Origin of the sequence: Colwellia sp. RE-S-Sl-9 (assembly GCF_048296855.1) — a bacterium.
Lineage (GTDB): Bacteria > Pseudomonadota > Gammaproteobacteria > Enterobacterales > Alteromonadaceae > Pseudocolwellia.
The window spans coordinates 477,617-492,320 of the sequence record NZ_CP182631.1; the positions used below are offsets into that span (position 1 = coordinate 477,617).

Here is a 14,704-nt window from a genome sequence, read left to right on the forward strand (position 1 = left end):
TAATATATTGAATGGTAAAAAGATCTTATTATGCTTAATATTTTCTACTGCTGGAAAGTTAGCTAAGCAACTACAATTTCATCTGCCACTTGTCTTAATTTATTTAGAAACAATTGAGCTGCCGGTGATGGTTCAGTGTGTTTTCGCATTGTTATACCTATGGAGCGATATGTGTCGTCCATTTTTACTGGCAGAACATCGAGTAAATCACTATGTTCATCATAAAAGATTTGGTGCTTAGAAAGTAAAGCAACACGATCGCTGCTAATGAGTAACCCTCTGATCATAGATAACGAACTTGTATGTATTGCTTGGTCAGGTAGGCTGCATCCATGACTATTCATGGTTTCAATGAATAGTTTGCCTGCGGGAGTATGGAATTCTGGTAAAATCCAACCGTATTCATTCAAATCATTTAACGTTACTTTTGACTTATTCATCAAAGGGTGATGCTTACGAGCCACAATCGATAGTTTATCTTCTAAAAGAATTTCAGTTTTTATATCATTCGATTTATCCATGGTTCGTACAGCTCCTATAATAAGGTCGATATCACCACTTCTTAAAGACGACTCCATCAATTCATATGTGCCTTCATAGGTAGTCACTCCTAGTCCAGGGTATTCTTTTAATAATTTATTAATTGCGTTTGGTGTTAAATATGTTCGGGTATATGGCAGTGTACCTATTTTAACGTTACCGCAAGTAATACCGTCAATATTTGCCATATCTTCTATACCATGACGTATTTCAGCAAATGCTAGCTTTATATGTTGTGCTAATACATGACAAAAAGGAACAGGTGAAACTCCGCTTGGAGCGCTATTGAATAGCGGCATTTCAAGCCATTCTTCCATTTGTCGTACTGAGCTATAGATAGCTGCTTTAGTTATATTGAGTTGTTCAGCAGCTCGTTGATAATTATTTAAATGATACAAAGCAATAAACGCAGATAATCTTTTGTAGCTTATATCCATTGAAAATATAGGAATATTCTCAACAGGCCGATTTATATCTGAATATTCAAGCAGTTTGTCACCAACTTTTTTAAATTCATCCATTGCTCTTTTTGAACGTACCGTTAATGATTTTCCGTGTGGAGTTAAAATCATTCCTGTAGAGGTTCTATCGAACAGCTTTTTTCCTACAGTTAATTCAAGATCTGAAATGGCTTTAGTGATTGCTGTTTGAGAACGATTTAGTTCTTTAGAGGCTTTGGTTACATTTTGATATTCGGCCACATAAACAAGAGCTCTTAACTGTCTAAGGCTAATGTCTGGTATTCCATTTGGATCAAATTGAATCATTTTAATGCGCCTTTTATTAAATAAGTTCTACGGGTGTAATGAACAAGAATTTAGCATGAATTTAAATATTCAAGCAATGAGTATTTGTTTGATGTTAATAATATTTTGTTCTTTAGGCCTTTAAAAACTGTAATTGTATATTTGTTTTTGTGTTTTTTGGTATGAATTTTATTGAGTTGTATTCTTTATTTTAGTTGAGGTTAATTATTTTGCATGGCTAGAAAACAGTTTCCCATTGGAAGTTAAACGTATATCGCCTTTATGCTTTACCCATCTCAAAATAAAGGTGGTTAATATTGTGAGTCAAATGTCTATTCCATTTATGCAAATTCGAGGTGGTAGTTCTAAAGGTCTTTACTTTTTAGCTTCTGATTTACCAACCTCTGAAAGTTTAACAAATCAAATAATATTAGATGCGGTAGGAAGGGATGATAGTCAAATAGACGGTTTAGGCGGTGGTCATCCTTTAACGAGTAAAGTAGCTATTGTATCTCCTTCTAAGTTGCCGAATGTTGATATTGATTTTTTATTTATTCAAGTTGTTGTTGGTCAGAATCAAATTGATACGACGCCAAATTGTGGAAATATACTTGCAGGAGTAGGTCCTTTTGCTATTGAATCTGGCTTAGTTACTCCTACTGACTCTATGACTAAAATTACTGTGAACATGCTTAACACAAATAAATTGTGTGAATTGATTTTGCATACCCCGAATGGAGAAATCAATTATAACGGTGACCAGCGTATTGATGGTGTTTCTGGTACATCGGCTCCTATTGTTTGTAACTACATGGATATTTCAGGTTCTGTAACTGGAGAGCTTTTTCCGACCGGAGCCGTTAAAGATAATGTTGATGGTGTTGAAGTGACTTGCATTGATAATGGTATGCCTGTGGTTTTAGTTAGAGCAGAAGACTTACAAGTTAGCGGGTATGAAACACCCGAAGAGCTTAACAGTGATCAAAATCTCAAAGATAAGTTAGAAAGTATTCGTTTAGCTATATCACCTAAAATGAACATTGAAAATGCTCAATCAAAAGCCGTTCCTAAAATGTGTATTATCTCACCAGCAAGGTATGGAGGGCTTATAAATACACGCACATTTATACCACATCATTGTCACTCAGCTATTGGAGTATTAGGAGCTGTTTCAGTTGCTACTGCTTGTATTGTAAAAGGTAGTGTTGCTGAAAATTACAGTAATGGTGTTATTACGCCGAATGATCCTATTTCTGTTGAACATCCGTGTGGGGAATTTACCGTTAATTTAGATTTTGAAGATGATGGCGTTATCCCTCAAATTAATGGTGCGGGAGTTATTAGAACGGCAAGATTATTGAGTAAAGGTGTTTTATTCGTACCACAACCGAATTGATCTAAGGAAATTTAAAATGAAACCTGTAGTTATTAGAAATATTGAAAGAAATGAAGTATCAAGCCTAGATGAGTTGGCACATTACGGAACATCAACGGTACATGAATCTCAAGGTCGAGTCGGGTTATTAAAACCGTACATGAGACCCATTTATCCTGGCGCTAGAATTGCGGGTAATGCCGTTACCATACTGGCTCAACCGGGTGATAATTGGATGTTGCATGTAGCTATGGAATTATGTAAACCGGGCGATATATTAGTTGTTGCATGTACTACTGATAATACAGACGGAATGTTTGGAGATTTACTCGCAACATCAGCACAAGCTAGAGGAGTAAGAGGCTTAGTCATTGATGCTGGTGTTCGTGATGTTAAAGACTTACAAGAAATGTCTTTCCCTGTATGGTCACGTGCTGTAAGTGCTAAAGGAACCGTAAAAAATACCTTAGGTTCGGTAAATATTCCCGTAGTTGTCGCAGGACAAGTTATTAACCCTGGAGATGCAATAGTTGCCGATGATGACGGTGTTTGTGTTGTAGCAAGAAGTGAATTGAAAGAGGTTTTGGTTAGCTCTCATAAAAGAGAAGTTAATGAAGAAGAAAAAAGATTAAAACTGAAAAGTGGTGTTTTAGGATTAGATTTATATAATATGCGTCCACGTCTTGAAGAAGAAGGGTTAACTTACTTTGATTCAAACGAGGAATGGAAAAAAAGTCTTTAGTTAAAAATGTAATACCCGTTCTAATTAAGGGGGGCTATTTATCCAGCTAGAATTTAAAAATTAATTAGTGGGGTTGGTTATGTGGCATAAAATTAAAGCCGCCTTAGGTCTGACAGGAAAAAACAATATAGTTAATGGTGTTATCCTAGGGACCGATTCTCACGAGTATAGTATGTGTAAAAAGTTGCGTTCAAAAAAGGTACAGATCTTGTTTTTTATTTCTGAAGATCCATGGCAATATAATACTTGTTTTGAAGGAGCTATATGCAAGTATCCTATTGAACTGAAAGCCTTGTGTGCAAAACATAATATAACAAACATATATTATTGTGATGAATCGTGGCTAAAAAAAATACCTTCCCTGCCAGTTGGTACTACGCTTATACAATATCACTAATGACCGATTTAATTATTATTAGCTTAGGCTGTTTTGTTGCAGCCTTTATAAACGCTTCATTTGCTACTGGTGGCGTTTATATTATGTTAGCTACTGTGTCTGCTGTATTACCTTTAACTGTAACTATACCTTTATTACCCGCACTTGCCTTACCTTCATTATTTGCTCGCATTGTTTTATTTAAAGATCATATCAATCCATCCATTGTTAAAGCATTTATTTTTGGATCAATTTTTGGCGTTTTGCTTGGTGGGCAAATATTTGTCAGTTTAGATGAACATATTATTTCACTATCAATAGGAGGATTAATATTACTCATTACATGGTGGCCTAGTATTAGTATAAAACTCCCCCGTTTTAATGTGTTTTCGTATATTGGTTTTAGCCATTCGTTTATTGGTACTTTGTTTGGTGTTGGCGGCATTTTACAACCTGCTATATTTAGAACCGCAATGACACAAGCACAAATAACAGGAACTTTAGCTGCTTGCCTGTTTACTATGGATATATTTAAAATTTCTAGTTATGTTTTTAATGGTTTTTCATATTTTTCATATACGCTTCAATTATTGTCTGCCATTTTCTTTGGCTTTTTAGGTGCATGGATAGGTAAGCGAACTTCAGTTGCTATTTCTCGTAAAACGTTTAGACGTATTTTTAAGTTCATTATAACGATGGTGGCTTTAAGACTTATATTTAAAGGGATTATTTATTAAGTAACCTGAACTCGACTTAATAAATACTTCTCTAGCCACTATTTTTCTAACTTCTGCGTTAAATTTACTTGCAATAGAGGAGTATTGACGCGAAATTTGCCTGAATTAATAAAAACTAGCAAGCTAGAGGCTTAAGAAAACTATTTTTTATATTTCAATTTGTTAAGAATCTCTTAAACCGAGTTCAGGTTAAGTACAAAAGCATGATAAATATTTTATTATGGCAAAGTAATTAATATGCATTGGTTTACATTTAATCTTACTCATATGCTATAGCTTGAATTATTTTATTTAGGGAAGTTTATGATTATAGATTGCCATGGCCATTATACGACCACACCCGATGAATTAGGTTTTTATAGAGAGCAACAAAAGCAAGATTTATTAACGGATAAAAACTTTAAGCATCAAAAAGGTATCATTAATATTTCTGATGATCAAATCATAGAAAGCCTTGAAAATGCTCAACTAAAATTACAGCGCGAACGTGGCACAGACCTTACGATTTTCTCTCCTCGAGCAAGTTGGATGGGACACCATATTGGTAATGAGTCAACCAGTAAATACTGGAGCGAGCATTGTAATGATCTGATTCATCGTATTACAAATTTATATCCTAAAAATTTCGCGGGTGGTTGTCAGTTGCCTCAAACACCAGGCTCAGATTTAACTAACAGTGTTATTGAGTTAGAGCGTTGTATTACTGAATTGGGATTTGTAGGCTTTAATTTGAATTTAGATCCTTCAGGCGGACACTGGGATTCTCCACCATTAGGTGACCGTTATTGGTATCCTATTTATGAAAAAATGTGTGAACTAGATGTTCCCGCAATGATTCATGTTAGTGGTTGTTGTAATCCATCTTTTCATACTACGGGTTCTTATTACTTAAGTGCTGATACGGTTGCTTTTATGCAATTAATGACCTCTGATGTATTTAAAGATTTTCCAAACATTAAGTTTATTATTCCACATGGTGGTGGGGCTGTACCTTATCATTGGGGACGATTTAGAGGCTTAGCTGATATGCTTAAGTTACCTCCATTAAATGAGTCTGTTATGAATAATATATACTTTGATACTTGTGTGTATCATCAAGCAGGTATTGATTTATTACTTAAGGTTATTCCCGTTAAAAATATATTGTTTGCATCTGAAATGGTTGGTGCTGTTCGTGGTATTGATCCTGAAACAGGGCATTATTTTGATGATACAAAGCGTTATATAGATGGTAATAAACAACTGAATAGTACTGAAAAACAAGCTATCTTTGCCAATAATGCTCTTAATGTCTTTAGTCGACTTCGCATTTAGCTTAACTATATGGAAATAAATACCTGTCAATAGATGTGATATTAAATCTGACGATGGGTATTTTTTCTATTTATTACACGTTAATTAGCCGAAATTCGCTTTAATCAATGTTTCTCTAGTCGCTATTCTACTGATTTTATTATTATATTTACTCGCAATAGACCAGCTATTGACGAGATATTTGCTTTAAAGCCTAAAAAACGTTCAAACTAGCATAAATTTAAAAATATTATCAATTATTTCAATTGTTTAAAAATATATTAAGCCAAGTTCAACTTAATTATTCGTATTAATATTTTAAGGGTACCTTTATGAAAAAAGTATTTAAATTACTCTGTGGTAGTATTTTTGTTCTGTTACCACTATCGATTCATGCTGCTTCACCTAATACCGCTGAAGATGAATTTCATGTAGCCTATGAAATGCCTGTATTTTCTCCTAGTTTAGGTACACAGTCAGCGGGTACACACCTAAACGCCCCAGGCGATCGTTATCGCTATACTTATATTATTGAAGATAAATACGCAACAGATCCAAGTTTTATATTAAAACGCGCTAATCTTGGTGTACATATTATCGATTCTGACTTCAATAAAGAAACAGGTGACCAAAAGCCTGAGTGGGGCCAAATATTGATTAACAATCAGCCTCGTTATTGGATCCACTTCAAAGAAATAAAAAACTATCGTAAAGACGATGTTTCTGAATTAACAAATTTAGTTGAAATGAAAAGTGATGATGAAGTAGGGGGAGTTCCTCCTTATATTTTTAATGTTACAGAGTTGATAAAAGATCGAAAACTGATCTTGGAAGTTATTAATTTACGTAGCGATGGGGCTATTGATAGTTCTGCGGATTATGGTGATTTTAATGTGTTGCGTGGTGGTTTACACCTTTATTACATTAAAAAATAGATGATATACCCGTTACCAATCAAGAGGCTATTTCAGAGCACTTGAGGGATATCAATTCAAGGCAGTGCTTTGCAATAATGGTCGTTCCCTTATAAAAAGCACTAACGAAGAAGTGATTTTGCTCAAGCGCTTCTTCGATGGGTCTAAAAACAATTTATGCTTCGTTATTAACTTTAGTAAGGTTCCTACACGGATGTAGGACATTAGGGTAACGCAGGAGCAGTTACCGAGAATAACCATGACGTAAATTTAATGCCTTGCATACATGGATGTATGTACTTAGATTTTGTTTGGAACGTAAAATCTGTGCCTAAATTGTTTTTAGTTCCCACTGAAACCTGCATCTTGAATGATAACGGGTATATATACCCGTTACCAATCAAGATGCGGATTTTAGCACCTGAAAATGGTTATTAATGCTCATCCCTAAGGTTATTACCGATACTTGGGGTAATATGGATGAAATACTTTTTCATAGTGACTGATATCAGTGGCGACTACCTGTAGTTTCGATACCTTATCTATCCCTGTTTTTATCCAACCATAACTGACCTTCGTCGCTCATGGTTGGATGTATTGCATCCATGAATAATATAGGTTTATCGCTAACGCTGCTTTTCAACTTGCCATATTGTTAAATGAAATTATGGATTGTTTTTTTAGTAAAAGATTTTACGTTTCTATACTAGTCTTTGTAGGTTATGCTAAGCCAACTTGAATTATACCAATCGCTTAGCTATATCAACCCAATACGTAACACTCTTATGAAATACTTACATTATCTTCCTTTATTTTTATTTATATCTTCTTATCAATGTTTGGCTCAATGGCATGAAAAAAATTTTCATGTAATGGGGACTGAAGCAAAAGTTCAGTTTTGGCATGAAGATTTCCAAAAAGCTCAATTATTGATTAACGCAGTAGAAAATGAAATGGAACGCATTAATCAAACAATGAGTCCATACATTGAAACCAGTGATTTATCGGTCATTAATAATACTGCGGCTATTCATCCTGTTAAAATAAGTACTGAGTTATTTAACTTACTTAAAGCCGCTAACGATATTTCTCGTTTAAGCCATGGTGCATTTGATATCACCTATGCATCAGTGGGTTATCAATATCAATACCGTAATAAAATTAAGCCTAATGAAAAAGCGATTACTGATAATTTAAACAAAATTAACTATCAGGGGATTATCCTCGATCAAGAGAATCAAACGGTTTCATTTTCTGTTGAAGGAATGAAGATTGATCTAGGTGGTATTGCTAAGGGCTATGCAGTGAAAAACTGTTTGACCTTACTAAAAGAGTCTGGCGTAAATCATGGTTTAGTGAGTGCAGGAGGCGATACAGGCTTACTGGGCGATAAACGTGGCCGACCTTGGATTGTGGGTATAAAGCATCCACGGGCAGAAAATAAAACGGCTGTTCATCTACCTTTAGAAAACGAGGCTATTTCCACATCAGGCGATTACGAACGCTATTTTATTGAAGACGGTGAGCGATACCATCATATTTTAAATCCTAAAACGGGAAAATCAGCTAAAGAAGTAGTGAGTGTGTCGGTTATTGGTGATGACCCAACCGTGGTTGATGCACTTTCAACAACGTTGTTTGTGTTAGGTTTACAACCTGCGATGAAACTTATTGATTCGTTAGAAGGGTATGAAGCGATTATTATTGATAAAAAACAGACATTGCATTTCTCGAAAGGGTTAACACAATAATTATTGTTAACCCTTTTAGTCTACTATTAAGTTCATATTAAATTTACAAAAACTGGTATACCCGTTACCAATCAAGAGGCTATTTCAGAGCGTTTGAGCGATATCAATTCAAGGCAATGCTTTGTAATAATGCTTGTTCCTTTATAAAAAGCATTGTTGATGAGGTGATTATGCTCAAACGCTTCTACGATGGATCTAAAAACAATTTATGGGGCTTATTAACTTTAGTCAGGTTCTTACACGGATGTAGGACATTAGGGTAACGCAGGAGCAGTTACCGAGAATAACCATGACGTAAAATTAATACCATGCCTAAATTGTTTTCAGTTCTCACTGAAACCTGCATCTTGAATGATAAAGGGTATATAACCTCAGCTCGGGATAAGCAAAGTTACTCAACAAGCTATTTTTATGCCTAACTTCGTTGAATTTATTACTAATAGCCAGCTATTAGATAGAAAAATTCGCCTTGTTATACACAAAAATATCAATGTTGAGAGACTAATATAATTTAGGAAAACAACGATACAGATTAAGGTTTTGATAAATAGGAATTTTAATTCATTATCTAACATTCATTAACCCGAGTTGAGGTTATATAACTAAACCTGATTGATTGTTCCTGTTACTATGGGTTTAAAAGCGGTTAAAGAATCTAACATTTTAGTGTTTCCTAAGCCTTGCCTTGGTACTAAATTAGTAAACTGACCTGTTTCGCCATGTAAAGCGAGATAGTTTAATAATACTGTTTCTACCAAGAGGTTAACATTATTCGCTGAAGGTGCTGAGGCGGTATCAACAGAAGCGTCTGAACGCATAAAACCTATTTGCTGACTTCTTGCCATTTGATCTTCAGTTGAACCCATTAATTCAGGTTTACCACTTGGGTTAAATACTAAAATAAAAGCAGCACCTGTCGATGAATTATCACCCGTCCATTCACCTTTGCCACGGCCTTCGGTTGAATCGTCTACGCGGCCATTACTGGCAACCGAACCATCGCTAAATACATACATCATTAAAGGTGTGTTTTTTCTAGCGGCATATTCCAAACATGCGCCCATACAGCGACCTGCTCGTAAGTCTCTTAGTTCTCCAGTACCACGTTCACCTGTGTGATAATCAAATCCACCCATGGTTACGGTACCTGCACCTGAGTATCCATCGATGACTAATTTCATGATAGATGATGTTTTTTGAAATTCGCGTTCACTGTCAAATTCATCAATTTTGAATATACCAGCGGGACCTACAATATCAGGATCTGCTACAGGGTTAAGTGTAGAAGGATCACCAAAGCGATCAGCAATATCAGTACTTTTAACGTAACCACAATTAATTAAGTCTTTGATCACATCATCGCGTGTTACTTGTGTATTTACTTGTGACATTTTTTGCGCACTAACTCGCTGAATACTTTCCATTACGGTAACAGCATCTTTTTGCGATAAAAGATTAAATAAATCCCCTACGTCCACTAAACCTGTTGCGTCAGAAGGGCGATCAATTTTGGTTGGTCGTTTATTTAAATCCATAAAAGTAGCGGATGCCATTGAGTTTCCACCCGAATCGGTATTTCTTGAACCGATCAATGGCATTAATGAGCCATCAGCCCCTGCATGTGATATAGCGTACATAGGATTATGTGGATTATTGCTAGTGTCATTATCTGAACGATTTGGTATTACTGCACCGTTAATTTTGGCAGCAGTTTCCGGCGATACCTTTTCTAAAATACCTCTTAAAAATGCAGAGTCTGAATGAAAGGCCAAACCAAGATCTGTATTAATAAAATCTGACTCTCCTGTATTTGGGTTAGCGATAGGAGGCGCCATATCACCAGGTAAGCCTAATTTGTTATAACCGGCGGTTGAAAGAAAGTCTTGTTGTCCGCCCAAACCACCTACTAATACGTTAGAGCCAGCTATATTAGCGCCACCAGCAAGATCAAAAGCAATAAAAGGTATTTTTCCTGCTCCTTGTACATTGATCCCGCAAGTCCCGCTTAATGTTTGAATATCTGGCGATAAAGCTGCATTTGCGCGGTTTGGTGTAGCAAAAAGACTCGCAATAGAAAGCCCCGCTAACATGCCTCCGCCTGTTCTTAAGCCTGAAGAAATAAAATCTCTACGAGATCTTGGTTTAGCATGATCTGAAAATAGTAATGGGCTATCTGGGTGAAAATGTGATGGCTTTTTCATAAGTTACATCCAATTAAATTTGTATAAATCATTACTTATATCTACACAGTTACATGATTAAAATAATGATCGAAATAAGTACGGTTACCGAGTTGCTAATGGCTCTATTGAACAAGTACAACTGCGCTGGCCAATATTGCTGTACATGATGCTTTAGCAATCGTTCTACTTCGATTAGCTTCACAGGCATTAGTACATGACGATAAGCGCGTAATTAACGCATCTATTTCTGTTGTTACAGCATCTTTTTCAGGCTGCGTTGTTATATTTAGCGGTAGTAATTTATCAATTAACAGGGTAATAAATTGGCTACGATTATTAGTATCAAACACAATACTAGGTGCTTGATCGAAATCTATCCCTTCGAACCATGTATTTCTAATAGTTGGATCTTCAATCGCACTATCGCAATAGGTAATGGCAAGTTGTGTTATACCCATTTGCTGTGCCGATATAAATGTTTCAATATTATCAATACTCGGTAGTTGTCTTTGAACTAATTGATAGGTGTTTCTTACTTTACTTGTTTGCGCAGGAATACCTGTTAATACACTCATAGTGGCATTTAATTCAGCAAAGTTTTTAATGCCAATATCTGACGTATTTGTTGCTGAAGGCACTTCAGGCGTAATGATGACTTCACCAGGAAGGGTGATATTGCTAAAGGTTCCGAGTGTTTCAAATGAAAGGAAAAATTCATCATTTTGCGCACCTTTATCAAGACCAATGATGGTACCTAATGATGAAAGAGGTAGGGGAGAAGCAATACTTTCCGTTGAGGATATCGTTACATCTACATTTTTAAATGCTTGCCCTTGAGCACTTTCTTTACCATTTATACCTAGCTTAATACCTTTAATATTTAATGATTCAGGTAAGGTTTTGTTGTCTAAGTTAACCAGCGAAGGGCTATTAAATAAATAACTGTAATTATCAAATTGACTAACTTCAAACACGATAAAAGTATTAGCAAGATTAACTTTTTCGCTAATTGAAAAGAGTAAAAAGAATTTTTCACCCACACCAATATCATAATTTTGTTGAATTTGATCTTGAGTAAGTACGTTATTGTAAATAGCTAATAAACGCACGCTGCCTTGCCAAACGTTGTTATTAGTTGCTTCTTGTCCGAGTATTAACGCAAAGCTGTCATCCCATGCGGATAATGGTGCAACTTCATTATCGGTAATATTAATTAAATTACCATTAACGTAAATTTTTCTCCCTTCAGTTGCATCATAAGTGAGTACTACATGTTGCAATGTTGCTTGTAGCACTTCGTCGTTATCAGGTGTACTCAACGCAGGTTCACCGTTGGTCGATGTTTGTTCGTTACGTAGCATGAAGTCGTAATTGTATTGGGTTTGCCCTAAGGTAAAGTTTCGTTCGGTTTCACTGGCTGAATAACTAATTATTTTTGCAGGGCCTTCTTGCACTACATTACTGGGAGTTACCCAAGCTTCCACAGAAAATTTTCCTGTGGCGGTAATTAGATCATGTAGCTTTTTACTGGAAGCTGTACTTGCTTGTGCTTTCCCATTATTTAATTGTATGCCCCAGCTACCAAGCCATTCATAATCACCGCTCAAGGTTAAGTTAGCGGCAGGGCTAATGCCTGATGTATCGTAAGCGGTATTACTTTCACCTGTTTTGAATTGGTAGAGTGCAATAACGTCTGTTTCAAAACGACCACCACTTGATGCAACAACACCATCAGTAAGTTTTAACGCTTTTGAAATAACCATTTCATCTGCAATCGTATTAATTTCTATTTCATCACGCATTGCCGTAATTTTTTCTAACATTTCGTTGCTGTTTTCTTGGCAGTTTGTCCAGCAATTATGAAACTCAGATCCCAAACGAATCACTAAACGAGATTGTGTAGGGTTATCAATATTAATTACACGCTGTGTCGCTAAATAAGCTTGCTCTATGTTTTGGCTAGCAAAAAATGGAGCCTGTGCATTTACCGCGGTTTCTTGATGGCAATTAGAACAATAGGTTTGTAGCAACGGGTAAACATGATCGTTAAATAAATCCGTAGACTCAGGAAAACTTCTGCTTGCGCCAGCCTCTTTAATAACAGGTGCTTTTAATTCTATGGTATTGGCAATGCTTACTTGATTATCTGCCCATAGTTTTATCCATTGTGTCATGGTTTCACCACAGGCTTGATCACTACCTAACCAACAATTATGACCTGACGCTACTTTAGTTACTAATCGAGAAAGTTCGGGTTTAGATAGGTCAACTAGTGCCGTTGTATCTGCATAGGCTAAGTTTACATCGTCATGGCGCGCGAAATAGGGCGCTTGATCATCAACACGATGACATCCACCACATTTATCGCTTGTTGATACATTATCCCATAAGTTTGCTTTATAACGTTGAATATCATCTGTTTGCGGTGCAGGGCCAGTATATACATTGGTTAATATTTCTGTCTGAACAGGAGGATTACTTTCTACTTCACTACCACCACAGGCGGTGAGTAAGACAAGCGAAACCAGTGTAAAAAAATGAATATGTTTCATGCTTACTCTCCCATGCAGTATGTGCCAATTTCAGCAAATACCTGTTTTAGTTGATAAGCATGCTGTTTGAATGATGCCGTAGTGGTTGTTATTTTAGTTAAATCGTTTTGACTTTCTGGTTCACGTAAACATACATTTTTAAATACCTTTTTAACTTGGCACTGAGCAAAAGCATGACTGTTTGCTAATTCTTCACCGAGGGATTTAGCGCCTTCACCTTGACCCGCTAAAGCTGAATTCCAGCCTAATTTTCGATTGACACCTGAACGCCAATAGTTTTGCCATTTATCGTCAGTGGTCATAAAACCAAAAGGGAAGGTTGTATTGTTATTATGATACTTTGATTGAACACGTGTACCTGTCTGATTATTAAGTTGCCCTTGAGCATTATAAACAAGCTGACCGCTTTCACCGGTAGGATCATTGTCTTGGTCAAAGTCATAATCATAATAAGCAAAAGCTTGGGCTAGTGGATCCATACCGCTATGACAAGCAATACAATTATTAAGAAATAAGCGACTATCACCTCCGGGGCTACGGCTTACATCTTGTCGTATACGATCAGGCGGTAAAGTATTATCTTTTAAAGGTTCTAAGTCGGTACATAAATGATTCATTAAGGTAAAGCGCAACATAGCGCGATTAGTACCTAAATAAAAAAAAGCTTTTGCAGCAGCACGACTTGTTAGTATACCGGCGGTTGCACTAGCGGGTATGTTTGTAATGGTTGATTGAGGTACTTGAACTAAATGGCGAGCTAAATCTGTAAATTCTTCATCAAGTCTTTGGTAGTGAGTATTATTATTGGCGCTAGCGGGAGGTAAACCTAGGTTTTCATTACCTACATAAGTAATGTCTGATTGTAAAATTTCTCTAAAGTCTAGGTCGTCTCTTACCATACCAATAATAGTTGCGCTGTAATCGTTTAGCGGAAGAAAGATATCTTGATCTTTATTTGTCCAAGGTGTGGCAAATAACTTTAATGTTGTTCGATAAAAATCAGGTGAATCCATCGCGATATAGGCAGCTTCAATATCCTTACTATCGTTTAGAAGTGCAGTCATACGGTTTAATGTTTCTTCGTTTGCTGGCACTCCTGCAATACGGTCATGAAGTCTTTTAGCTTGTTCTAAAGTACCTGCATAACTTAGGTTCACCATTGAAATATTGGAAAGGATAAATACTAGCCCAAGTTTATGGAATGTATTTTTTATTACTCCTATTTTGGCTAAAGCAAGTTTGATTATATTGATATCTTTACTACTTTTTTTTTCATATAAAGTGTATTTATTCACTTTATATGAAAACATATTCAATATGTTTTTGTTTGATCCTTGTAAAAAGAAACTCTTCACACAACCTCCTTGAAGGTGTAAATACTAGATTTTTTATGCCTAATTTATAAATATAAATAACATAATCATTTAATGATTTTCTAGATGGGGTAGAATGATTTTTAAACAAATCAGTTTAGAAACTTGGTAATTTATAATTT

10 protein-coding genes and 1 pseudogene are annotated in these 14,704 nt (G+C 35.8%); 6 read left to right on the forward strand and 5 right to left on the reverse strand.

Annotation, left to right across the window (positions count from 1 at the left end; translation table 11 throughout):
- Nucleotides 1-62: 62 nt before the first annotated feature.
- Nucleotides 63-1,307: a LysR family transcriptional regulator gene (locus ACM9HF_RS02010; protein WP_473614049.1), complete on the reverse strand. Its 1,245-nt coding sequence runs from the start codon at nt 1,305-1,307 to the stop codon at nt 63-65.
- Between the two features lie 307 nt (nt 1,308-1,614).
- Between ACM9HF_RS02010 and ACM9HF_RS02015 the strand changes: the two genes are divergently transcribed.
- From ACM9HF_RS02015 to ACM9HF_RS02035, 5 genes are all read left to right on the forward strand, one after another.
- Nucleotides 1,615-2,682: a 4-oxalomesaconate tautomerase gene (locus ACM9HF_RS02015; protein WP_473618247.1), complete on the forward strand. Its 1,068-nt coding sequence runs from the start codon at nt 1,615-1,617 to the stop codon at nt 2,680-2,682.
- A 16-nt stretch (nt 2,683-2,698) separates the two neighbouring features.
- Nucleotides 2,699-3,403 (forward strand): 4-carboxy-4-hydroxy-2-oxoadipate aldolase/oxaloacetate decarboxylase, encoded by a 705-nt coding sequence (locus ACM9HF_RS02020; protein WP_473614050.1) that lies wholly within the window; start codon nt 2,699-2,701, stop codon nt 3,401-3,403.
- Nucleotides 3,404-3,742: 339 nt separating this feature from the next.
- Complete coding sequence (locus ACM9HF_RS02025; RefSeq protein WP_473614051.1) at nt 3,743-4,516, forward strand: sulfite exporter TauE/SafE family protein; 774 nt, start codon at nt 3,743-3,745, stop codon at nt 4,514-4,516.
- Nucleotides 4,517-4,819: 303 nt separating this feature from the next.
- Nucleotides 4,820-5,830, forward strand: coding sequence for an amidohydrolase family protein (locus tag ACM9HF_RS02030; protein WP_473614052.1), 1,011 nt, complete (start codon nt 4,820-4,822; stop codon nt 5,828-5,830).
- A 311-nt stretch (nt 5,831-6,141) separates the two neighbouring features.
- Nucleotides 6,142-6,744: a hypothetical protein gene (locus ACM9HF_RS02035; protein ID WP_473614053.1), complete on the forward strand. Its 603-nt coding sequence runs from the start codon at nt 6,142-6,144 to the stop codon at nt 6,742-6,744.
- 493 nt (nt 6,745-7,237) lie between these two features.
- Here the strand turns inward: ACM9HF_RS02035 and ACM9HF_RS02040 are convergent.
- Nucleotides 7,238-7,375: pseudogene (locus ACM9HF_RS02040) on the reverse strand (IS630 family transposase); the annotation flags it as partial.
- A gap of 133 nt (nt 7,376-7,508) precedes the next feature.
- Between ACM9HF_RS02040 and ACM9HF_RS02045 the strand changes: the two are divergent.
- Nucleotides 7,509-8,474, forward strand: a complete 966-nt coding sequence (locus ACM9HF_RS02045) for an FAD:protein FMN transferase (protein ID WP_473614054.1) — start codon at nt 7,509-7,511, stop codon at nt 8,472-8,474.
- Nucleotides 8,475-9,076: 602 nt separating this feature from the next.
- Here ACM9HF_RS02045 and ACM9HF_RS02050 read toward each other — a convergent pair.
- From ACM9HF_RS02050 to ACM9HF_RS02060, 3 genes are all read right to left on the reverse strand, one after another.
- Nucleotides 9,077-10,675 carry a hypothetical protein gene (locus tag ACM9HF_RS02050; RefSeq protein WP_473614055.1) on the reverse strand — a complete coding sequence of 533 codons (1,599 nt, stop codon included), beginning with the start codon at nt 10,673-10,675 and terminating at the stop codon, nt 9,077-9,079.
- Between the two features lie 104 nt (nt 10,676-10,779).
- Nucleotides 10,780-13,209: a LamG domain-containing protein gene (locus ACM9HF_RS02055; RefSeq protein ID WP_473614056.1), complete on the reverse strand. Its 2,430-nt coding sequence runs from the start codon at nt 13,207-13,209 to the stop codon at nt 10,780-10,782.
- A 2-nt stretch (nt 13,210-13,211) separates the two neighbouring features.
- On the reverse strand, nt 13,212-14,564 hold the full coding sequence (locus ACM9HF_RS02060; RefSeq protein WP_473614057.1) for a hypothetical protein: 1,353 nt from the start codon (nt 14,562-14,564) through the stop codon (nt 13,212-13,214).
- Nucleotides 14,565-14,704: the final 140 nt, after the last annotated feature.